The organism is Roseibium sp. R5 (assembly GCF_055755305.1).
The window spans coordinates 4,043,703-4,065,194 of record NZ_CM146910.1 but is presented as its reverse complement, the minus strand read 5'-3'; the positions used below and the strand labels follow the sequence as shown (position 1 = coordinate 4,065,194).

Sequence of the window (21,492 nt, the reverse complement as noted above, 5' to 3'; positions counted from 1 at the left end):
CGTCACACTGTAAGGGATAGCAAACCCGTCAGTTCACTTCGCGTGTGGGTGTCTCACCTTTGGCCTGTTCTTGAAGCCCGAGAACCTCTTCGAGTGCTGTTTGAAAACGGTCAACGACGCCATCGGCCGTCTCCAGATTGAAGGCGAAGTTCAGACTTACAGTATCTGCCAGAAACACCGGTTCGAACTCGGCGGGATCTATTCCGGCCTTGGCCGCGAGCCTTGCAAAGTTTTTCCACTGGATCGGGATGAAGTCGATCCGGTCGGCGGCCAGCATTTTGACATTAAAAATGCCTTGGCTGTTGAACGTCGTATTTTCTTCCGGAATACCGTGCCGCTTTGCAAAAACCGCACTGGCCCCATCAATTACGACGCCGACCTTGTATTGATGGAGGTCTTCTGACTTTTCGATTTCGAAATTCCGCTCCTTTTTGCCGATGAAATAGGAGTCGAATTTGAGGATCGGGCCCGCCCATTTAAAAAGGCGTTCCCGTTCGGGCGTGCGGCCGGTGGAGAACAGAACCGTATTTGCATCAATCTGAGCTTGGTGAAAAGCTCGTGCCCAGGGAAGGAATACAATGTCCTCTCGAGTTTGGGTCGACCCGACTTTTTGAAGGATCTTGTCCAAGAGATCGGCTGTTTGACCTTTGACCACGCCATCTTCGACATAGTGGTAGGGCTTCCAGTCTTCGGAAAGAAGCTTGAGCTCTGGAAATGTGGTCTCGGCTTGAACAGGCTCCCTATAAGACGCTGCCGCTGTGAGAAGCAAACCTGCGGTAACAACCGCTCGCCATCGACGGGACAAGCCCCTCGCAATCCGCTTCACTGCTTTTGGATCTGACATCTACTGCTTTATCCAACCATGCTATGGAAGCATTACCCGGTAACACCTGTAGAAGTTAAAAGTCTGAGATTTAAAAAGTAAATAATATCGGCGTCACAAAGTCGTTTAATTTGAAGAAATCATCGGGGCAGATATTTGAAAAGCTGCGTGTATTTTAAAAATACATTACTCTGGGTGTAAAAAGCACCAATTTTAGGCAAAATGATTTGCCAATATCGCAAGCAAATGATGGCAGGTTTCGTCCGGGAAACTTCACGGGTCTGTCACTTCTAAGACTTCCCCAGTGTCCAGGCGTTTGACGAAATCAACCCGGTCTCCATTCCAGTGATAGCTGAAGTGCGAGGATTGGACAGGGATCGAAACCACGTCCGGCCAGAACGCCCCCAAACATTCACCGCCTGCACAACGGACGCTGTTCCAGATAAGGCCATCGTTGCCTGAGGCTCGGATTTCGGCGCCTGCCTTCTGGGAGAGGCCATAATCTGAGGCATGAAGGGCACCCGGCACATCATTGACGTCTGTCAGGTCCGCGTCGACAGACCCGACCAAAAGCCGGAACTGAGACGTCCATCCGGCGTCCTCGCGTGTTGAGGCCATGAACCTTGCATGGTGATAAATTGTCTCCGCGAGAGCCACGTTCTCTGAATTGCCCGCGTAGTAGATCCCGTAGCTGCCATCGGAAAACCGGCCGGGCCTCAGCGGAGAGCAATGGACAAACGGTGCCATGACATAGCTGGCGCCGGGACCGGAAACGCGTCGATGAACCGGGACTTTGCCAAGGTCGCCGATTTCGCCGCGCACGCGCGGGTTGGTTTTTGCCTCGACCGAAGCCAGAGCTTCCCAGTCTTTTGGGGCGGCGATGTCTTCAAACAAATCAATGGGAGGGTAGAGGGAGCGGATAATGCGAAAGGTCCGCGCCCACGTTACGCGCCGGATGTACGGCATGGCCTACCAAACCCCGCGCTCGGCGTTCAGCCAGCGGCGCAGGCTTTCAAGGTCGGACATTTCACCGCGCAGCATGACATCAAGGGCAGAATTGCCCTCAAAAGCGTCATTTTCCTTCTTCACCCAGGCGTATCCGCGCTTTGGCTCGTTGAAGAGGTGGCGGATGCCTTTGTGTATGCCCATCAGGAGCGCCATGCGCATCTTGCGGTCCCGGTCCACGCGGCCGATGTCGCCGCGTTTCCACCGGTCCCATGTGCTTTGTGACATGTCGCCCAGCAGCGTGCGGGATTGCGCATCGCTCAAGCCCCAGGCCTTGAAGAGGTTGACGGTCGCGCGCGCCAACGCGCCGGCTTCATCGTCCGTGATGACCGGGTTCTGTGCGTGCGCTGGCGTCGATGTTATCGGTTGCAAGCTCAACTCAAACTCCATCATTTGACGGTATTTTATCGTATATATGTCAAATGACAATCCTGTTGCCTGATTTCAAGAGCGCCGGTGTAACTGCTCTTTTTATTCACATGGGAGATCGATCCCCATCGCGCGTCCAGCATTTGAATCTCAAAAAACAAAACCCGCCCGATCGTCTCCGATGGGCGGGTTTTTTGTTCTGGGCGCCGGGAGCGGCGGTGGCCGGTCTGGGCGATCTGCTGGGCCGCTGTCTTGACCTGCGGAGCAAGGTAGACTTTAAATCAAATGAATTCCGAATATACTTACCAGTAGTTCAAAAGAGCGGTGTACAAAATGAAAAGAAACTATTTTAAGCTATTTATATGTCCGTAAGCCAATCAAGCTGACCAGAAATATTTCCAGTGGGCCCAGAATGCCTATCCAGAATTTTCAGAATTTCTGGTTTTGAATTTACTAATCGGAATGTTCTGTACGCAGCTTTGTTCGCTGTTTTTGAAAACTCATCTACTATTTCCACTGCAGAATCGAGAAAGTTTAATCCGGCTTCATAATCAGACAGGCTAACTTTCTGACGTTTCATTAATTCGGAAACGACAAACAACACGTGAAAATGACCTTCTACCAGCCAAGTTTCTTCGAAAGAGTTTTTGGCTAGTGACTTCTGCAATGCAAGGGCTTTTTCGCGCCTATTGGAAATTTCTCTATAGATTTTCAACATAGCCATGACTAGTTTCGCATCTACTCGAAACGGATCAAAGACTTGGGTATAGAATTCTCCGAATATATCTTGAGAATTTGTCTTTGCCTTAGTTGGTTCGCTGCAAGTATATGCAAGTAGCATTTGGCCGACTCTCAGTGCATCCACTGGTACGAGGCCGCTGGGCGTTTTGTTAGTACCTCTCTTTCTTATGTAATAAATTCCGTAAGACCGTAATTCTTCAGCCAGTTGAATCTGGAAGTCGTCGTTGGCGCGCAAATCTCTTAGACCTATCCTACTCTGAAGATTACTTGCGCGCGCAATCTTTTTTATCGATTCGGGATCGGTGGTTTGAATTATTCTGGCTCTAATACTTCCAGTGGATAGGTCTGCAATCGTGCCTTCTGCAACCGAATGGATCACTGAGACCGTTTGGCACCCGTTCACAACCTGAGGGTTAACCATTCTGATCGGGTGACACCCGTTTGTCATCGATAAGATCTGATCGCATACAATGGTTACACCGGAATTTAGAAACCAAAACTCCCCGACGTCACCTGCGAGAAGGCTCTCCTTGATCTCACGATTTACCTCGTTCTCGATGCCTAGGAAGTACCTAACATTTTCCCATATTAATCGATCATCGAAGTTGCCGTTTTTTGTGGAGCAGAATTTTACTAGTTCCATCAATGAAATTGTGCACTCAACCCCGCTGAGTGTCAGGGTTTTATGAGGTGCTCTGATGCCCTCGGAAATTGGGGTTAGTGATTTGGTAAAGCGCGGCTTAGCTTGACGTACTAAACCGTGGCAGAGATCGAATAGTCCGCTTTCGTAGAGCTTGACTTCATACCGGGCAAGCGCGTCGACTAAACGTTTTTTCGGTTCGGAGCTAAGATTCAATTGATTTGAAAAAAGATAAACAGAGATCTCGTATCGATCGATCGAAAAAATTTCCCAAATCTGACGGATTTTTAAAGCCAGTGCACCATTGACTGTATCAAGCATTTCATCCCGATGATGCATCAGGTCATCGATGAAAGAAGTAATGCAGTTAACTACGTCAGCGGGGAAATTTTTTTGAGAGTTTTTGTAATTTGATACAGTTTTGCAAGAGCCAATATTTATTCGTTTATTGCTGTGATCTATGTAAATTAGATCAATGCCTCTATCGTTTCCGCCATCTACTATGAACTCATCTGTTTCATCAGCAGAAAGATGAAAAAAGGTCTCAAGAACTAGACGCGAAAATGCGTGAGACCGCCGTTTGTTTTCAGGCAATTTTTCATCCGCGGCGCTCTCGCAGCCGCGGATTTTTTCTTCAAGAAGCCCGAAATCAGAAATTGTGGGCTTATCTTCCTGGGACTTCGCGAGGATCAAAAATTCCTCCTGTGTTAACTACATCCGGAAGTACTGCCGCAGGTGTCGCATTTCAGGCAGGTGCCGTTGCGCACCATGGTGAAGTTGCCGCATTCCGCGCAGCTTTCGCCTTCATAGCCTTTCATCCGGGCCTGGGCGATCTGCTGGGCAGCTGTCTTGACCTGCGGGGCAGGGGAGACTTCCACGGCAACCGCCGCTTCCGCGCCACGGGCAAAGGCCGTTGCGACGGCAGATGTCTGTGCTGCCGGGGTGCCGGCGAGCTCTGCGGTGATCGCCTGGGTGACTTCACCTGCCGGCTCATCGGAAACCAGGCGGAACCGCTCGGTCTGACCGCGGACGAGGCCATGGGAGACCATGCCGGTGTCCTTCTTGTCCTTCATGGTACCAGCCGAAACCTTGTCACCGCTGAAGACTTCCGGCGGGACGTGGGCCAGTTCGTGGCGGCCGAGATAGGACACGGCCAGTTCGCGGAAGATATAGTCGAGGATCGACGTTGCGTTCTTGATCGCATCGTTGCCCTGGACCATGCCGGCCGGCTCGAACTTGGTGAAGGTGAAGGCGTCCACATACTCTTCGAGCGGCACGCCGTACTGCAGGCCGAGCGAGACGGAGATGGCGAAGTTGTTGATGAACGCGCGCAGCGCCGAGCCTTCCTTGTTCATGTCGATGAAGATCTCACCGAGGCGGCCATCTTCATATTCGCCGGTCCGCAGGAACACGGTGTGCCCGCCGATCTTTGCCTTCTGGGTGTAGCCCTTGCGGCGGGTCGGCAGTTTTTCCTGCTCGCGCACCACACGTTCCACGATCCGCTCGACAATGCGTTCGGCAACGACCTCTGCCTTCGCAGCTGCCGGCAGGGCTGCGATTTCTTCCGCCGCATCCTCGGCTTCGTCGTCGTCGTCGCTGAGCAACTGGGAGTTGAGCGGCTGGCTCAGCTTGGAGCCATCGCGGTAAAGCGCGTTGGCTTTCAGCGCCAGCTTCCAGGAGAGCATGTAAGCTTCCTTACAGTCCTCAACGGTCGCATCGTTCGGCATGTTGATCGTCTTGGAGATCGCGCCGGAGATGAATGGCTGGGCTGCAGCCATCATGCGGATGTGGCTTTCAACGCTCAAGAAACGCTTGCCGATGCGCCCGCACGGGTTGGCGCAGTCGAACACCGGGTAGTGTTCTGACCGGAGGAACGGTGCGCCTTCCAGGGTCATCGCACCGCATACATGTGTGTTGGCAGCTTCGATGTCGGCCTTGGAGAAGCCAAGGAACGACAGAAGTTCGAACTCCGGATCTTCCAGCTGCTCGTCGGTTACGCCGAGTGCCTTCATCTGATCGTCGCCAAGCGTCCAGCGGTTGAAGACGAACTTGATGTCGAAAGCGGACTTCATGCCGTCTTTCAGCTTTGCAAGGCTTTCGTCGGTAAAGCCCTTGGTCTTCAGCGCGGCCGGGTTGATGCCAGGTGCCTGGTCAATGGAGCCATGGCCAACGGCGTAGGCTTCGATCTCGCCGATTTCACTTTCCGAGTAGCCGAGCTTGCGCAGGGCTTCTGGAACCGCACGGTTGATGATCTTGAAGTATCCGCCACCTGCGAGCTTCTTGAACTTAACCAGAGCGAAGTCCGGCTCAATACCCGTCGTGTCACAGTCCATGACCAGACCGATGGTGCCGGTCGGGGCGATCACGGTGGACTGGGCGTTGCGGAAGCCGTTCTTCTCGCCGAGCTCCAGAGCACGGTCCCAGGCTTTCGTGGCGCGGTCGATCAGGATCGGTTCCGGGCAAGACGCATGGTCGAGCGGCACCGGATTGGTGTTCAGACCCTCATAACCACCAGCTTCGCCATGGGCAGCAAGGCGGTGGTTGCGAATGACGCGCAGCATGTGCTTGGCGTTTTTCTTGTAGCCCGGGAAGGAGCCGAGCTCTCCGGCCATTTCGGCAGAAGTGGCGTAGGACACACCGGTCATGACCGCGGTGAGGGCACCACAAATGGCGCGGCCTTCGTCGGAGTCGTATGGAATGCCGGAGGTCATCAGAAGGCCGCCGATGTTGGCATAGCCAAGACCAAGTGTCCGGAACTTGTAGGACAGCTCGGCAATTTCCTTGGACGGGAACTGCGCCATCAGCACCGAGATCTCCAGAACAATGGTCCACAGACGGACGCCATGCTCGTAGTTGTCGATGGCAAACGAACCGTCTTCATTGCGGAACTGCATCAGGTTCAAGGACGCCAGGTTACAGGCCGTGTCGTCCAGGAACATGTATTCCGAGCACGGGTTCGACGCGCGGATTTCGCCATCGGCAAGGCAGGTGTGCCAGTCGTTGATGGTGGTGTGGTACTGAAGGCCCGGATCAGCAGATGCCCAGGCTGCGTACCCGATCTGCTCCCAAAGTTCCTTTGCCTTGACCGTTTTCAGGACCGTGTCGGTCTTGCGTGCGGTCAAGTCCCACTCTTTGTCTTCGACAACAGCGTTGAGGAAGCCGTCGGTGACGCGGACGGAGTTGTTGGAGTTCTGGCCGGCAACGGTGAGGTAAGCTTCGGAATCCCAGTCCGTGTTGTAGGTCGGGAATTCGATCTTGGTGAAGCCCTGCTTGGCGAACTGGATGACGCGCTGGATGTAGTTCTCCGGCACCATCATCTTTTTGGCGGCACGGATTTCGCGTTTCAGAGCCGGGTTTTTCGCCGGATCAAAGCAGTCACCGTTGTCCGCTTCGCAGTTGACGCAAGCGCGCATGATGGCGGTCAGGTGTTTCTGGCAGATCTTGGAGCCGGTCACGAGGGCCGCCACCTTCTGTTCTTCCTTGACCTTCCAGTTGATGTATTCCTCGATGTCCGGATGGTCAGCGTCGACCACGACCATCTTCGCCGCACGGCGGGTGGTACCACCGGACTTGATGGCACCCGCGGCCCGGTCACCGATCTTCAGGAAGCTCATCAGACCGGAAGACTTGCCGCCGCCGGAGAGTTTTTCACCCTCAGCGCGGACATGGGAGAAGTTGGAGCCGGTGCCGGAGCCGTACTTGAAGAGGCGCGCTTCACGCACCCACAGGTCCATGATGCCGCCATCATTGACGAGGTCGTCGCCAACGGACTGGATAAAGCACGCATGCGGCTGCGGGTGCTCGTAAGCGGTCTTGGACTTGGTCAGCTTGCCGGTCTGGAAATCGACATAGTAGTGGCCCTGGCTGGGGCCATCGATGCCGTATGCCCAGTGAAGGCCGGTGTTGAACCATTGCGGGGAGTTCGGAGCGACTTTTTGAGTCGCGAGCATGTAGCGCAGCTCGTCGAAGAAGGCCTGGGCATCGGCTTCGGTGTCGAAGTAGCCACCCTTCCAGCCCCAGTAGGTCCAGGTGCCGGCCAGCCGGTCAAAAACCTGGCGGCCATCCATTTCAGAACCGTAGCGCTCGTCCTCGGGAAGTTTCGCTAGAGCTTTCTCGTCTGCTTCCTGCCGCCACAGCCACGAAGGAACCGTATTCTCTTCCACCGGCTTCAGCTTGGCCGGAACGCCTGCCTTGCGGAAATATTTTTGAGCGAGGATGTCAGATGCGACCTGAGAGAATTGTGCCGGAACCTGAATGTCCTTCAGCTGGAAAACAATCGATCCATCCGGGTTCCGGATTTCACTGGTTGCTGTCCGGAAGTCTATGCTGGCGTAAGGCGATTGGCCTTCCTTGGTGTAGCGCCGCTCGATCCGCATTTTCTCAAGTCCCCTTTAAAATCCCCGACGGTTCGCCCCGAACCGATTGATCATTTCCACATGCGCCCGGCGTGGTGTCGTAACTGGCCTCTGCCGCCGGGTCTTGAGCCTGTATGTCACAGACTGGATGTCTGTATCTAGCGCCTTTTCGCTAATGATCCACTACATATAGTATTCATCAACAGGTTTGTCACGACATGTAGCCAGAAGCAGGACGCACGAAACCGCGCTCAGGATCGAGCTTTCGAATCCTGTACGGGTACGCTTAAGACTGGTGTTTCTGGATGACCGGAGCGCCCGGGAGAGCCTCCGATTACGCACATCGCAATGATTAGGAAACTAAAGTAAATGAATCCTTAAGGTCAACCCGCTGACGACAACAGGTAGTGCTCATGTTGTGGGCAAGCGCAAAATCTTGTGTGTCTATGTGGATAGCGGGGACCTTGGCACTCCGGCACTCCGGTGGCCCCGGGAAACTGCCGAAAGGGGCAAAGAGCCTTGATTATCGGCCGTGCAAAGTCTGTGGATGAAGATAGCTCAAATTTTATGAAACTTTTAAGAAAATGGCATCAGTGCACTTCAACGCGGTTTAAGCCCGGTCTGGTTTAGTGATCCTGCACAAGGGATCGAGGACCGCCTTTATGAAACATCATGCTGCCTTTGGCTTGGCGATGGATGACATTGACGTTGTTGTTGTTGAAGACAGCAAACCGATGCAAACCATCCTGCGCTCGACCCTTTTGAGCTTCAAGGTTGCGCGGGTGCGCACATTTGATTCGGTCGATGATGCTCTGGAAGCAAGCCTTGCCGAACCGCCCAATCTGATCATTACAGATTGGCGCATGGCCCCGACCACCGGATATCAGCTGTTACGCCTCATCCGGCACAAGCACATGGAACCGCTGTGTTTCGTGCCGATTCTCTTTATCACCGCCCACGGCACACGACCGCTTGTCGACAAGGCTCTGAGGGCAGGGGCGCATCATGTACTGGTCAAACCATTGTCGCCGTCGACGCTCCACAAGCGAATCGAGTGGGTGCTTCATGACGATCGGCCGATGGTTCTTGAGAACTCCGGTTTCTACAACATCTATGGCATCCAGAAGCTAATGGACCAGCAGGCGGAGAAGATGAAGTCGCTTGCTGCCGCCCGGGTCAACCACAGGACAGCTGTCCAAAAACGCGCCGAAGTCGACGACGTGGTTCAGGAAGCCTTCGACAAGAAGAAGCAGCAGCCCGAGGAACCAAAAATCATTGGACGCGGGTTTGCGCAGCGTGCAAAGAAACAGTCAGCCGCTTCGCGCCATATCAGGAACGGCAGATCGGCGTAGAGTTTGCCGTTGCAGACCGCCAAACCTTTCCAGCCGGAAGAGTTGCAAAGACGGGTAGGGTTGATGACCCCTGTTGCGATTCGTCGAATTTCCGGGGCTTGCGGCAATGCAGCACTGGACAGCAGCGGCACTTGACGCCATAGTCCGGCAAAATTCCGAAGGCGCTTATAAGCCTTTGTTGATGCGACTTGAGATCAAGGGACCTTTCAAGGGCCATGAAAAAACTTCTGCTTGAAATCTTCACCTGGTGGAACGGCCATACAATGGGTACGCGGTTCTTCACATGGCGGAAGGGTGAGTTTGTCGGCGAAGACGAGTTCGGCAACAAGTACTACAAGGAACGCGACGGCAAGAAGCGCTGGGTTATCTACAATGGCCTCGCGGAAGCGTCGAGCATTCCGCCAGGCTGGCACGGTTGGATGCATCACCGTGTAGACACGGCGCCGGTCGATGAAAACTATCACGCCAAGAGCTGGCAAAAGCCGCACGAGGCCAATCATACCGGCACACCGGAAGCCTATCGCCCTCACGGCTCGATCCTGACGCCGGAAAAACGCCCCGAAGTTACCGGCGATTATCAGGCGTGGACGCCGGGCCAGTAAGCCAGGTACCTATTTGTTTTTTAAGGGCTCGCTGACGCGGGTCCTTTTTCGTTTGGCCGTTTGGAAGCGTGCCGCCATTCGGTTGAAGCAGGTTGGTGTTGGACCCGGTTTAACGAACTGGCTCACAAATTGCCGTGTCATGCGTCTTTCGGACATCTCTTCTGATTTCGAGGGCAATCCGCATGATCATCACCTACTCCCGTTTGACAGATCCGCAAGCAAACCCGCAGGTCGAACAGGTCAATGCAGACTTTGTCGGCATACGAGAAAAACTACAGGCAGGTCTTCAGGACACGGCGGCTTTGTCGGACAACCAAGCCCATGCCCAAAATCTGACAGCGCTACGCGGCCGGCCTTGCCCACGGACAATGGTTGCCCCTGAACTGGCAGCGCAGCTGCAAACAATCAGTTTCGGTTTCAAGAAAAACAAGGATCCAGCGGACGTCTATCCGCTTCGGGCGATGGAGGCGACCGGGGCGCAGAACAGCAAGTTCCAGATTGGTCTGGAAACGGAGAGTGGAGATGTTGTACTCGGCGCGCCCGCTCTCAATCTCTTGGAGTTTCTGGAGATCACGGAACTGCGGACCTACTATTGCACAACACGGAAATCGGAAGGCAAGACGCAGGACCGCTATGGGACCCGGCTCGTCGCGTTTTTGGTCATCGGCCGGGACCAGCAAAACGAAGCCAAGTACGTTTATCTCGCGGCGGCATCCGGCACATTTTCATCAACGGCCCTCGCGGTTCCAGCGGTCGGGCAAGATCCTACGCAAATGATTACCGCCGTTGAGAGGGCCGTCTCAACGTTCAACGCCCCCAGAAAAAACGACTACTACATGTACTGGTCGATCAACGACACCGGTTTGCAATTGTCGGCAGCGGACGGCAAAGGCAATCACGTCATCAATATCCGGTATTCCAGTTTTGTTGGCAAAACCCGGAGTTACCTGGACAACTTCAGCCTGATTTCTGTGGTCGATATCAAAAACATGATTTCCGGGATGTTCGAAAACCTGGAAGGCCTCAGTTTTCAAATCCCGTTCAAGAAAAACCCGTCCGGCCTGTCAATGACCTGTACCTTCGGTCATGGAGAATCCCGGAAAAACGGCACCATCGATATTTTTCAGAAAACCAAGTCCAAGCAATACAGCATCCCGCAGGTGGGAATTGGAGACTTGTTCACGATCGGCTCGCCGTTTTCCTACACGAAGCAAACAATGGAGAGCCACCAGACCGAATTGGCCGTCACGACCGAACAAACCGACAGTGTGCAGCTGACCGTTCCGGCGGAGTGTTATGTGGCAAACAGCTTTCCGGCGACGCCGCTGGTCGATGCCGTGACGATTGTCCAGTTCTCTTACTTTACCGGAGAGTACGGCATGCAACTGACCTCCACGAAAACAAACAACGACAATGTCAGTACACTGAAAGTTCTGCGAAAAAGCGGCTACATCGAAGTGGAGCTGGTCGCCAATCCGGGAAATCCTGTGATCACTGTTGCTGGCCTGGGGAACAGGGGAGACAATGATGTCTACCCCGGTGGTGCGGATCTGGGGCAGTTTCACGATGTGCAGTTGCCATTCAGGGTAGCAAAACAGGACGGTGATTTGTTCGTCTTGAAGCAGGTTGCAGGTGGCAGCAATTGCTCATACAAATTTTCCTATAGTGAGGAAAATGAGCAGCTCACTTCCAGTCAAGAAGCAACAAACGAGATGAACTGCGCATGTGTTTATGTCAGTGGTAACGGCTTTGCGACCGCATCCAACTACACCATCAGCATTCCCATCAGCACGCCAGCTTTTCTGTCCAGCATGGATGGCGCGCAGGCTGAAATAAACAAGGCCCTCACTGAAACGATTATCGGGTTTGTCTAGAAGGACGCGTCTGTTTGGCCGTCCAGGATGCTGAGGATGTCAGCACCGGTTGCTTTTGTGGAAAGCGCGTAGAAGTCGGTTTCCCGTTGGAGGGCGGAGCTCAAAAGGACGTTGTATTCATCCTTCGGAACTTCGAGTGTGCCGAACTTGGCAAGGTGGCCGGTGACGAATTGTGTATCGAGAAGCGTGTATCCGCCCTTTTTGAGCCGGGCCACCAAGTGTATCAGGCAGACCTTTGATGCATCCGTCTTGAAGGAGAACATGCTTTCTCCGAAGAAAGCACCGTTGAGGCTCACACCGTAGAGCCCGCCCACAAGATCCCCGTCCTGCCAGGCCTCGACTGTGTGGCAATGGCCCATCTCAAACAGCTCGCCGTAGAGCCGGCGGATCTCCCGGTTGATCCAGGTCTTTTGCCGGCCCGGCATGGGCGCGGAACAGCCGTCAATGACGCCCTGAAAATCAGTGCTGATGCGGATTTCAAAGAGGTCGTTGCGGATTGTGCGTTTTAACCGGCGCGGAACATGGACAGTATCGAGCGGCAGGATGCCGCGCTGTTCGGGCTCCAGCCAGAACAAGCCCGGATCGTCGGCAGATTCGGCCATCGGAAACAGCCCGCAAGCATAGGCTTTCAGCAGCACCTGGGGCGTGATCTCGAAGATGACGTCGTTCTGGTATCCTGCCATGGATCCTCTTGGTTCCTCGCACTGGGACTGGCTTAAAGAATCCCGGTACAGACAGCGTTATGGGAAAACCGCCTCTATAACAAATTGGGGCATGGTCCCCCAACTTTCAAATGTAGTGTTTTCGAGTTCAAGGGTTTTGGAAACACCGAAAATCGAATCTTCAACCGGCAATTCTGTTTTTGGGTCCACGCACACGGTGTTCTGCATGTCGGAAAGTGGATAGTGGTGAGCACCGAACGGCGGGACTGGCGCTGACCCCTGCAAAGAATAAGGGGCGTTGCCGCCCCTTATGACTTTACTTCTTTTTGGCCAGGTACTGCTCAAGCCAGTGAATGTCATACTGGCCGTTTGCGATATCCTGGTTTTCAACCAGGTTCCGGAACAGAGGAATGGTCGACTTGATCTCATCCACGACGAACTCATCCAAGCACCGGCGCAGGCGCATCATGCATTCCACACGGTTACGACCATGCACGATCAGCTTGCCGATCAGGCTGTCATAATAGGGCGGGATCTTGTACCCCTGATAAACACCTGAATCGACACGCACACCCAAACCGCCCGGTGGGTGGTAGTAGGTGATCGTGCCCGGAGACGGAGCGAAAGTTTGCGGATCTTCAGCATTGATCCGGCACTCGATTGCATGACCGTCGAACGTGATGTCGTCCTGGGTCATATCCAGCGAGCCCCCGGCGGCAATCCGGATCTGTTCGTTCACCAGATCGATGCCGGTGATCATCTCGGTCACCGGGTGTTCCACCTGAAGACGGGTGTTCATTTCGATGAAATAGAACTCACCGTTTTCATACAGGAACTCGACCGTACCAACGCCGCGATACTTCAGCTTGCGCATCGCATTGGCAACAGTCTCGCCAATTTCCGCGCGCTGTTCGGGGTTGAGGGACGGGGACGGAGCCTCTTCCAGGACCTTCTGATGGCGGCGCTGCAAGGAGCAGTCGCGCTCACCCAGATGAACAGCATTGCCCTGTCCATCACCCAAGACCTGGATTTCGATATGCCGCGGCTTGCCGAGGTACTTTTCCATATAAAGGGCGTCGTCGCCGAAGGCAGCCTTTGCCTCTGAGCGGGCTGTTGACAGAGCGGTATCGAGTTCGGCTTCGGTCTGCGCCACCTTCATGCCGCGTCCGCCGCCACCGGCTGCGGCTTTCACGAGAACCGGATATCCGATTTCCCGGGCGATCGCATGCGCATCGTCTTGCGGCGTGACTGCACCATCTGATCCGGGGACCACTGGAATACCGAGATCCTTAGCCGTTTGCTTGGCCTGGATCTTGTCGCCCATGATCTTGATGTGATCAGAGGTCGGGCCAATGAAAACGATGTTATGCGCTTCCAGGATTTCAGCGAACCGGGCGTTTTCGGACAGGAAGCCGTAACCCGGGTGAACTGCGTCCGCGCCTGTGATTTCACAGGCGGCCAAAAGCTGCGGAATGTTGAGGTAACTGTCCCGCGCCGCCGGTGGTCCAATGCACACGCTTTCGTCCGCGAGGCGGACATGCATGGCATCGGCATCTGCCGTAGAATGGACCGCGACTGTGGAAATGCCGAGCTCTTTACAAGCGCGCAGGATACGCAAGGCAATTTCACCGCGGTTAGCAATGAGGATTTTGGAGAACATGGCCGGACCGGCTCCTTATTCGACGATAATGAGCGGTTCGCCGAATTCCACCGGCTGGGCGTCTTCCACAAGGATCTGCTTGACGGTGCCCGCCTTGGTGGACGGAATGTGGTTCATGGTTTTCATGGCTTCGATTATCAGGATCGTCTGACCTTCAGCCACCTTGTCGCCAACTTGAACGAACGGCGCTGCGCCCGGTTCTGCTGCCATGTAGGCCGTGCCGACCATCGGGGAAGCCACGGTGCCCTGTGCTGGTGCGGCGTCAGCAGGCGCTGCTGCCGGAGCCGCCGCCGCGGCCGGTGCTGCAGCCGGGGCAGGGGCAGCAGGCGCTGCAACGCTGACCGGTGCGCTGATGGAAATTTGGCGCGCGACGCGGATCCGCGTGTCGCCTTTTTCCAGTTCGATCTCGGACAGATTGGTTTCATCAAGCAGCACCGCAAGATCGCGGATCAGGGCCGTATCGAAACTCTTGTTATCTTTGTTCATGTCTTCTGGCTCTCGTACTCGGGCCGCAACTAGCGCAACGCTGACGGAAATCTCCCGGCGGAACCGGTCAATAAAGTTGTTGCCACACCAATCTCGGATTTAGACTGGACCGGCTTACTATTACCTGATCAACAAGACGCTCTTTGCTCCGCCGGATTGTATAGCGGATCTAGATACTTTGTCTGATTTCCTTACGAAACCGACACAGCTCCTTATAGGCATTCAAATCAGGCAGGAAAACCCCTGAAAACGGATCTCTCATAAAGAAATCCGCTTTCGGAAGCCGATCATTAACAGGTTGTTTCGCCGCAATTCTTCAGGTCGGAAAGCTTGGAGTTCAGCTGATCGTAGCCGACAGCTCCCATCACCACTTCATCGCCGATCACATAAGACGGTGTTCCCGTCAGTCCAAGACGGTTGGCCAGCGAGTAAACCTCTTCGATCGTCTGACCGGCCTCGTCGGTTGCCATCGCTGCTTGGAGATCTTCAGTCGATATGCCAGCGCCAGTTGCCGCTTCCATGGCACTGGCAAGATTGGCCTGACCGCGCCGGGTCATGAGCGCCTCATGGAATGCATGATACTTTTCCGGTGCAACGGAGTTGACCGCGATCGCGACCTGGGCTGCTTCGACAGACGGCTGGCCGAGCACCGGGAACTCTTTCAGAACCACTCGCAGATCAGGGTTCTCGTCCATCAAGCGGACCATGTCGCCGTAGGCGCGTTTGCAGTAGCCGCAATTGTAATCAAAAAATTCGACCAAAGTGACTGAGCCCTGCGGGTTCCCGAGCACGACCTGGCGGGTCGAGTTATAAAGAATATCCGCGCTGCTGGTGAGAACTTCACGGCGCGCAGCTTCTTCAGCTTCCTGTTCCCGGCGTTCCAGCTCTGTCAGAGCCTCGGTAATGATTTCCGGGTTTTTCAGAATGTATTCGCGGACAATCCTTTCAATTTCGCCCCGGTCAATGTCTTGCGCGATCGCAGGCGTACTGAAAACCGAGACGATCAATCCGAGTGCAGCTGCAAATCGGGCCATCGGCAAGCGCAGCAAATTTGAGAAAGGGGTCATGTCATGCTCCTGAGACTGATGGCATGGGCGCACCAGCCGTAAGGTCAAAATAATCAGCGCCGTTGTCCTGGCACGCTGGGTGGTTTGTAGGCGACAATATCATCTGCTTGCAGCCATGCAGCTGACCCGCGGTTCAAACTTTTTTGAGCGCGGGCGGCGTACCGTTTGGCAGCCTCGAATTCCCCTCGCACCATCAAGCCCTTGGCTGTTGCAAGATCGGCTTCTGCCCGTTCTCCTTGGCGCCCGTGCGCGATCGCAAGCTGTGCGTAGGCGGTTCCTGAGTTGGAATCGCGCTGTATGGCGCGCTTCAACACGCTTTCCGCTTCAGCAAGATTGGCCGGATTGTTGGATGCAACCAGGGCATAGCCAAGCCAGACCATGAATTGCGGCTCGTTTGGCCGAATCGAGAGCGCTCTGCGGAATGGGGCGATCGCGCTTTTCGGATCACCGCCTTCAAGAAGGGCCTGACCCTTCAGCTCATGAAAATAAGGGTTTGTCGGATGTTGCCGGATCAGCTTGTCGATCTCGCCCACAGCGCCCTTGCCACGGCTCTGCATGGCTGCAATGGCCCGTGCATACTGCGCAGGCAGGCTCTTGTCCTTGCGCGGATAGGTGCGCAAGGTTGCTGACGGATGGCTGGTGAAGGCAAACAGTTTTGCCTTCGCCATATCGTGCCGGTGCTGCAGGACGTAATCCTCAGGCTTGTCAAAGTGCTTTGACTCCTGAGCTTCCCGCAAAAGCCCATTGAAGCGGTCTTGGGCCATCGGGTGGCTGATCGCATAAGGGTCTGCAAACTGTTTGGAGAACATCTGCTGCTCTGCCATGCGTTGGAAGTTGCGCAACAGTCCGCGGGCGCTTTGACCGGTCTGATCCAGATAGCGCAGTGCCGCGCGGTCGGCTGCCGCTTCTTCGCTGCGCCGGTAGGCAAGGAACGATCGTTGGCCAAGAGACCCGGCGCCGACAATGGCCGCCGCACCGCCGCTTGTGGCCGAACCGGAGCCGCTGGCAGCACCAGCTGCTGCGGCGCCAGCCCCCAAGATCATGGCGATAACCGACATGATCTGGGCATTTGAAGCCGCGGCCCGCATGCGAACGAGGTGGCGGCCTGCAATGTGGCCGGTCTCATGCGCCAGAACGCCAATGACTTCGCCAGGTGTTTCCGATTCCAGGATCACGCCGATGTTGATGAACATCCGGCGGGAATCAGGAACGAAGGCGTTGAATGTCTTGTCATTGACGAGAATGATCGTGGGTTCGGAACTGCCGATACCGGCCACGCGGAAGATCGGTTTCGCATAATCGCGCAAGAGACCTTCCACTTCCGCATCGCGAACCAGCGGCAGTTTTCTTTGTGCGTGGGCAGGAGAAAGCAACACGGGCAAGACCAAAGCGGCAGCGCAGGTCAAGGTCACCGCTTTTCGCGCGGTTGCAGCAGGCGTTTTGATCAGGCAAGCGAGACCGCGAACAGGCGCGGCAAGGACTTCTGTGAGGCCTTTTGGGCGATCGGATGACAAGGGCATTCCAGAGCGTTGAAACATGTTTGTGGCGAAGGTATGGGCCGGAACCCTTGGGGTCAAGAAATGCCGGATGCAATAAAGAAAAATTCAGCGTCAATTGTTTCTGCGGTGGCGTGGCCTTTGTGAGGCACTTGCGCAAAGGTTCATCCGCGTTTAGGGGCAGAGGCTAATTGGCCTTAAAGGCGCTTGCAATTCAAAAGGATCAGACATGGCATCGGACCGTTTTCAGCCGTCAAAACGCAGTGATGTTGCACCGTTCATTGCCATGGATGTGTTGTCGGAAGCGGCCAGTCTGGAAGCCGCCGGCCGGTCCATCATCCACATGGAGGTAGGGCAACCATCTGCTCCGGCACCAAAAACGGCCCTTGCGGCTGCGGATGCAGCACTGAAACACGGCAAGTTGGGGTACACGGAAGCTCTCGGGATCAAGCCGTTGCGGGAGGCTTTGTCCGCTCATTACCGGAAGGCTTATGGGGTGGATGTGCCGTCTGGCCGGATTATGGCAACGACCGGATCTTCCGCCGGGTTCAATCTGGCCTTCCTGGCAGCGTTTGATCCCGGCGACCGCATCGTCCTGACTGCTCCGGGGTACCCGGCCTATCGGAATATCATCAAAGCCTTGGGCCTAATACCCGTCGAAGTCGAAGTGGGAGCGGAGACCCGTTGGAGCCTGACGCCAGACCATTTGGATGATGCGCAAAAGGACGGTCCGGTGCGGGGTGTTCTTTTTGCAAGTCCGGCAAACCCGACGGGCACCATGATGACCGCGGAAGCCTTGTCCGATTTGATCGCATATTGTGATCAAGCCGGGATCTGGTTTATCTCCGACGAGATCTATCATGGTCTGGATTATGCCGGGGAGCAGAAAACAGCTCTCGAAACATCGCAAAACGCCATTATCATCAATAGCTTCTCGAAATATTATTGTATGACCGGCTGGCGGATTGGCTGGATGGTGCTGCCCGAACAACTTGTCAGGCCAACTGAACGCATTGCGCAGAGCCTTTACATATCACCACCGGAGCTGTCCCAGATCGCAGCCGCGTCGGCGCTGGATGCTGTTCAGGAACTGGAGGCTGTCAAAGCTGGCTATGCGGCAAACCGGGAATTGCTGGTGAAGGGATTGCCGGAGATCGGACTTGACAAACTGCTGCCGGTGGACGGCGCATTTTACATCTACGCGGACATCAGCCGTTTCAGCGATGACAGCCTCGATTTTGCAAAACGGATGCTTCATGAGGCCGGGGTCGCAGCGACGCCGGGTGTTGATTTTGATCCGGTCCATGGCAAGGAGTTCATGCGTTTCTCCTTCGCCGGCGCTCATGACGACATGAAAACCGCTTTGCAGCGTTTGAAGGACTGGATCTGATAAGCGCCAGCGAAGCCCGGTTTTCAAACAAAAAAGGCGGCCACGACGGCCGCCTTTAATTTTTTTGGCGTGATGCTGAGCGATCTTTAGAAGAACGATCGTCCGCGTTGCCACCAACCGCCGCGTTTCGGCTTGTCAGCTTTTTCTTCGCCAGACGTTTCACTCGTCACAACAGGTTCGGCTGGAGCAGAAGGCTTAATCGGCTCTTCCGGCTCTTCTGCAACCGCTTCAGCTTCGACCGGCTGCTCGGAGACTGGAGTATCGATGACGATGTCTTGCGGTTCATCCGCTTGAGCGACCCGTTCCTCAGTGCTTTCCGCAGTTTCACTCTCCGCTGCCTGTAAAGGTTCTACAGGTTCAGACGGCTCCGATGCGCTTGCATCGACGCCATTAACCGGCTGATTCGGGGTGCCGGGGTCGGCAGCCGCGACAGTTTCCGATCCCGGTGCATCGGATACCGCGGTTACTTCAGTCGGTTGAGCGTCCGAGCTGTCGTCAGAGACAGGTGCATCAGAAGAGTCACCGTCAGCATCGTCCGCCCGATTTTCCATCTCGTCGTCACGGCGCCCACGGCGACCACCCCGTCGGCCCCGGCGCCGTTTGCGGCGCGGCTCATCGTCGTTGTCGTCGTCCGAGCCGCGCGCTTCGGCCTGTTCAGCATCAGCGTTTTCGCTGTCGGCATTTGCCTCTGAGGTCTCGTCGCTTTGAGCGTCGGAACCACCCCGGCGGCGCTTGCGGCGACGGCGGCGGCGGCGGTCGCCATTGTCATCGTCCTGCTGAGCTTGTTCTTCAACAACCGGCTGCTCGGTATCTTCGTCGATGATATCGATCATGTCCGGCTGGACAGTCGCTGTCGGCATTGGTTGACGATCGCGATCAATCAAGGCACCGCGTTCTAGAACATACAGCTGCCCATTGACCATGTGGTCTGCCTGGACCTCGATCCCGACCAGGAACCGCACCTCAAGATCGAACAGGTTCGAGCGTTTCTGATTGAGGATATAAAGAGCGACTTCTGCCGACGTTCGGATGATCAGATCGTGCGTTGCGCCCTTCAGAAGATTGTCTTCGATGGACCGCAGTACGTGGAGTGCTACAGATTCCACCGACCGGATCATGCCCGTGCCCTGACAATGCGGACAGGGTGTTGTGGAGCTCTCCAGAACACCGGTGCGCAGCCGCTGGCGCGACATTTCCAGAAGACCGAAATGGGAAATCCGTCCGACCTGGATCCGCGCGCGGTCGTTCTTTAGGCAGTCCTTCAGTTTCCGCTCGACTGCCCGGTTGTTTTTCGATTCCTCCATATCGATGAAGTCGATCACAACAAGTCCGGCAAGGTCGCGCAGGCGCAACTGCCTTGTCACTTCCTCGGCGGCTTCCAGATTGGTCTGAAGGGCGGTGTCCTCAATGTTGTGTTCGCGGGTCGACTTGCCCGAGTTCACGTCGATGGAAACCAGAGCCTCGGTCTGGTTGATCACAATGTATCCGCCTGACTTCAGGGTCACGTGCGGCGAGAACATGGCATCAAGCTGCGGTTCCACGCCATAGCGGATGAACAGCGGGGAGGGGTCGCGATAGGGCTGGACATTCTTGGCATGGCTCGGCATGAGCATGCGCATGAAGTCTTTTGCTTCCCGGTAGCCTTCGTCGCCTGCGACCGAAACCTCGTCAATGTCCTTGTTATAGAGATCGCGGATCGATCTCTTGATCAGGCTGCCTTCCTCATAAACGAGGCTCGGCGCGCTCGATTTTAAGGTCAGCTCGCGCACATTCTCCCAGAGCCGCATGAGATATTCAAAGTCGCGCTTGATCTCTGCCTTGGTGCGGCTTGCACCTGCAGTGCGCAGGATAACGCCCATGCCTTCCGGCACATCCAGCTCGGTCGCTATTTTCTTGAGCCGCTTGCGGTCTGTTGGCTGTGTGATCTTGCGGGAGATACCACCACCACGGGCGGTGTTCGGCATCAAAACAGAATACCGGCCTGCCAAGGACAAATAGGTGGTTAGAGCCGCGCCCTTGTTGCCGCGCTCTTCTTTTACGACTTGCACCAGGATGATCTGGCGGCGCTTGATGACTTCCTGGATCTTGTATTGCTTGCGCATCGGAGCGCGGCGCTCCGGCACTTCTTCCAGAGCGTCTTCTGCGCCAACCGATTCAACTTCGTCGTCGCCATTGTCGCCTGCGTCGTCGCTTGCTGCTGCTTCGACATCAGACTTGCGGCGCCGCCGGCGGCGCGCACGGGCCGGTTTGGCGTCATCTTCGTTTTCATCAGACGCGGTCTCTGCGTCCGCGTCAGCAGACTGAGCATCGACGGTGTTCTCATCAGCTGTTTCGCCATCGGAGACGGCATCAGCATCGGCTTCGTCGTTGCTGTCGGCAACTAGCGATTCCGTAGCTTCTGAATCACTGTCGGCATGCGCTTCTGGATCAGACCCGTCTTCGTCTGCGGCCTCGACCTTTTCACTGGCAACAGTATCGCCATCTGACTCGTTGCGCGCTGCCCGTGACCGGCGCCGGCGTTTCGGCTTTTCTTCCTGTTCGGTTTCGTCGGGTTGGCGCTCAGCAGCTTCGGCCGCGAGCAAAGCCTCCCGGTCGGCAACCGGGATTTGATAATAGTCCGGGTGAATTTCGCTGAATGCCAGAAAACCGTGCCGGTTTCCGCCGTATTCTACAAAAGCTGCCTGAAGGGAGGGTTCGACCCGTGTGACCTTCGCCAGATAAATGTTTCCACGCAGCTGTTTGCGATTCGCTGCTTCAAAATCGAATTCTTCAACCCGATTGCCGCGGACGACGACGACCCGGGTCTCTTCCGGGTGGCCCGCGTCGATCAGCATCTTGTTTGCCATTATTGAATTTCTCCACGGCGGCGCTCATGTGCGCGCATCTGGAGCGCGCATCGCCCGAAAGGAGGATGGCCGCCGTACTTGTTTTGCTGTTGTGAGCAAGGGCGTCTGCGCCCGGCGCGTTTGG

The 21,492-nt window shown here is 55.5% G+C and carries 16 protein-coding genes; 5 read left to right on the top strand and 11 right to left on the bottom strand.

Going from position 1 to position 21,492, the window contains the following annotated elements; translation table 11 throughout:
* Positions 1 to 28 precede the first annotated feature (28 nt).
* The 3 genes from AC0J4F_RS18930 to AC0J4F_RS18920 all read right to left on the bottom strand — a co-directional run bounded on the left by AC0J4F_RS18930 (position 29) and on the right by AC0J4F_RS18920 (position 2,206).
* Positions 29 to 844, bottom strand: a complete 816-nt coding sequence (locus tag AC0J4F_RS18930; protein ID WP_133950197.1) for a type 2 periplasmic-binding domain-containing protein — start codon at positions 842 to 844, stop codon at positions 29 to 31.
* A gap of 252 nt (positions 845 to 1,096) precedes the next feature.
* Positions 1,097 to 1,789, bottom strand: a complete 693-nt coding sequence (locus tag AC0J4F_RS18925) for an RES family NAD+ phosphorylase (RefSeq protein WP_473024333.1) — start codon at positions 1,787 to 1,789, stop codon at positions 1,097 to 1,099.
* A 3-nt stretch (positions 1,790 to 1,792) separates the two neighbouring features.
* A complete protein-coding gene (locus tag AC0J4F_RS18920; RefSeq protein WP_473024332.1) occupies positions 1,793 to 2,206 on the bottom strand; it encodes an antitoxin Xre-like helix-turn-helix domain-containing protein in 414 nt (137 codons plus the stop codon).
* Positions 2,207 to 2,250: 44 nt separating this feature from the next.
* Here AC0J4F_RS18920 and AC0J4F_RS18915 point away from each other — a divergent pair, with 44 nt between their 5' ends.
* Positions 2,251 to 2,550 carry a hypothetical protein gene (locus AC0J4F_RS18915; protein ID WP_473024331.1) on the top strand — a complete coding sequence of 100 codons (300 nt, stop codon included), beginning with the start codon at positions 2,251 to 2,253 and terminating at the stop codon, positions 2,548 to 2,550.
* A 5-nt stretch (positions 2,551 to 2,555) separates the two neighbouring features.
* Here the strand turns inward: AC0J4F_RS18915 and AC0J4F_RS18910 are convergent, their stop codons facing one another.
* On the bottom strand, positions 2,556 to 4,271 hold the full coding sequence (locus AC0J4F_RS18910) for an AIPR family protein (protein WP_473024330.1): 1,716 nt from the start codon (positions 4,269 to 4,271) through the stop codon (positions 2,556 to 2,558).
* Positions 4,272 to 4,285: 14 nt separating this feature from the next.
* Positions 4,286 to 7,954, bottom strand: a complete 3,669-nt coding sequence (locus AC0J4F_RS18905) for a vitamin B12-dependent ribonucleotide reductase (protein ID WP_473024329.1) — start codon at positions 7,952 to 7,954, stop codon at positions 4,286 to 4,288.
* Between the two features lie 641 nt (positions 7,955 to 8,595).
* On the opposite strand from AC0J4F_RS18905, the gene AC0J4F_RS18900 reads away from it, so the two are divergent.
* From AC0J4F_RS18900 to AC0J4F_RS18890, 3 genes are all read left to right on the top strand, one after another.
* Positions 8,596 to 9,285 carry a response regulator gene (locus AC0J4F_RS18900; protein ID WP_428526161.1) on the top strand — a complete coding sequence of 230 codons (690 nt, stop codon included), beginning with the start codon at positions 8,596 to 8,598 and terminating at the stop codon, positions 9,283 to 9,285.
* Between the two features lie 215 nt (positions 9,286 to 9,500).
* Positions 9,501 to 9,887, top strand: coding sequence for an NADH:ubiquinone oxidoreductase subunit NDUFA12 (locus AC0J4F_RS18895; protein ID WP_133950189.1), 387 nt, complete (start codon positions 9,501 to 9,503; stop codon positions 9,885 to 9,887).
* Between the two features lie 182 nt (positions 9,888 to 10,069).
* Positions 10,070 to 11,761, top strand: coding sequence for a hypothetical protein (locus AC0J4F_RS18890; RefSeq protein WP_473024328.1), 1,692 nt, complete (start codon positions 10,070 to 10,072; stop codon positions 11,759 to 11,761).
* Here AC0J4F_RS18890 and aat read toward each other — a convergent pair.
* The 5 genes from aat to AC0J4F_RS18865 all read right to left on the bottom strand — a co-directional run bounded on the left by aat (position 11,758) and on the right by AC0J4F_RS18865 (position 17,156).
* Positions 11,758 to 12,444, bottom strand: coding sequence for a leucyl/phenylalanyl-tRNA--protein transferase (gene aat, locus AC0J4F_RS18885; RefSeq protein WP_473024327.1), 687 nt, complete (start codon positions 12,442 to 12,444; stop codon positions 11,758 to 11,760). The genes AC0J4F_RS18890 and aat overlap by 4 nt on opposite strands.
* Positions 12,445 to 12,739: 295 nt before the next feature.
* Positions 12,740 to 14,083, bottom strand: a complete 1,344-nt coding sequence (accC, locus tag AC0J4F_RS18880; RefSeq protein ID WP_473024326.1) for an acetyl-CoA carboxylase biotin carboxylase subunit — start codon at positions 14,081 to 14,083, stop codon at positions 12,740 to 12,742.
* 15 nt (positions 14,084 to 14,098) lie between these two features.
* Positions 14,099 to 14,569, bottom strand: a complete 471-nt coding sequence (gene accB, locus AC0J4F_RS18875) for an acetyl-CoA carboxylase biotin carboxyl carrier protein (protein WP_133950181.1) — start codon at positions 14,567 to 14,569, stop codon at positions 14,099 to 14,101.
* A gap of 290 nt (positions 14,570 to 14,859) precedes the next feature.
* On the bottom strand, positions 14,860 to 15,636 hold the full coding sequence (locus AC0J4F_RS18870) for a DsbA family protein (protein ID WP_473024325.1): 777 nt from the start codon (positions 15,634 to 15,636) through the stop codon (positions 14,860 to 14,862).
* A 53-nt stretch (positions 15,637 to 15,689) separates the two neighbouring features.
* Positions 15,690 to 17,156 carry a M48 family metalloprotease gene (locus AC0J4F_RS18865; protein WP_209002491.1) on the bottom strand — a complete coding sequence of 489 codons (1,467 nt, stop codon included), beginning with the start codon at positions 17,154 to 17,156 and terminating at the stop codon, positions 15,690 to 15,692.
* A gap of 205 nt (positions 17,157 to 17,361) precedes the next feature.
* On the opposite strand from AC0J4F_RS18865, the gene AC0J4F_RS18860 reads away from it, so the two are divergent.
* On the top strand, positions 17,362 to 18,522 hold the full coding sequence (locus AC0J4F_RS18860; RefSeq protein WP_473024324.1) for a pyridoxal phosphate-dependent aminotransferase: 1,161 nt from the start codon (positions 17,362 to 17,364) through the stop codon (positions 18,520 to 18,522).
* An 86-nt stretch (positions 18,523 to 18,608) separates the two neighbouring features.
* Here the strand turns inward: AC0J4F_RS18860 and AC0J4F_RS18855 are convergent, their stop codons facing one another.
* On the bottom strand, positions 18,609 to 21,368 hold the full coding sequence (locus AC0J4F_RS18855) for an Rne/Rng family ribonuclease (RefSeq protein ID WP_473024323.1): 2,760 nt from the start codon (positions 21,366 to 21,368) through the stop codon (positions 18,609 to 18,611).
* Positions 21,369 to 21,492: the final 124 nt, after the last annotated feature.

Excerpts from the sequence above, each read along its gene's own strand:
- AC0J4F_RS18930 (WP_133950197.1), bottom strand. The coding sequence starts at position 844 with ATGTCAGATCCAAAAGCAGTGAAGCGGATTGCGAGGGGCTTGTCCCGT.
- AC0J4F_RS18925 (WP_473024333.1), bottom strand. The coding sequence starts at position 1,789 with ATGCCGTACATCCGGCGCGTAACGTGGGCGCGGACCTTTCGCATTATC.
- AC0J4F_RS18915 (WP_473024331.1), top strand. The coding sequence starts at position 2,251 with ATGACAATCCTGTTGCCTGATTTCAAGAGCGCCGGTGTAACTGCTCTT.
- AC0J4F_RS18905 (WP_473024329.1), bottom strand. The coding sequence starts at position 7,954 with ATGCGGATCGAGCGGCGCTACACCAAGGAAGGCCAATCGCCTTACGCC.
- AC0J4F_RS18900 (WP_428526161.1), top strand. The coding sequence starts at position 8,596 with ATGAAACATCATGCTGCCTTTGGCTTGGCGATGGATGACATTGACGTT.
- AC0J4F_RS18895 (WP_133950189.1), top strand. The coding sequence starts at position 9,501 with ATGAAAAAACTTCTGCTTGAAATCTTCACCTGGTGGAACGGCCATACA.
- AC0J4F_RS18890 (WP_473024328.1), top strand. The coding sequence starts at position 10,070 with ATGATCATCACCTACTCCCGTTTGACAGATCCGCAAGCAAACCCGCAG.
- aat (WP_473024327.1), bottom strand. The coding sequence starts at position 12,444 with ATGGCAGGATACCAGAACGACGTCATCTTCGAGATCACGCCCCAGGTG.
- accC (WP_473024326.1), bottom strand. The coding sequence starts at position 14,083 with ATGTTCTCCAAAATCCTCATTGCTAACCGCGGTGAAATTGCCTTGCGT.
- accB (WP_133950181.1), bottom strand. The coding sequence starts at position 14,569 with ATGAACAAAGATAACAAGAGTTTCGATACGGCCCTGATCCGCGATCTT.
- AC0J4F_RS18870 (WP_473024325.1), bottom strand. The coding sequence starts at position 15,636 with ATGACCCCTTTCTCAAATTTGCTGCGCTTGCCGATGGCCCGATTTGCA.
- AC0J4F_RS18865 (WP_209002491.1), bottom strand. The coding sequence starts at position 17,156 with ATGCCCTTGTCATCCGATCGCCCAAAAGGCCTCACAGAAGTCCTTGCC.
- AC0J4F_RS18860 (WP_473024324.1), top strand. The coding sequence starts at position 17,362 with ATGGCATCGGACCGTTTTCAGCCGTCAAAACGCAGTGATGTTGCACCG.
- AC0J4F_RS18855 (WP_473024323.1), bottom strand. The coding sequence starts at position 21,368 with ATGGCAAACAAGATGCTGATCGACGCGGGCCACCCGGAAGAGACCCGG.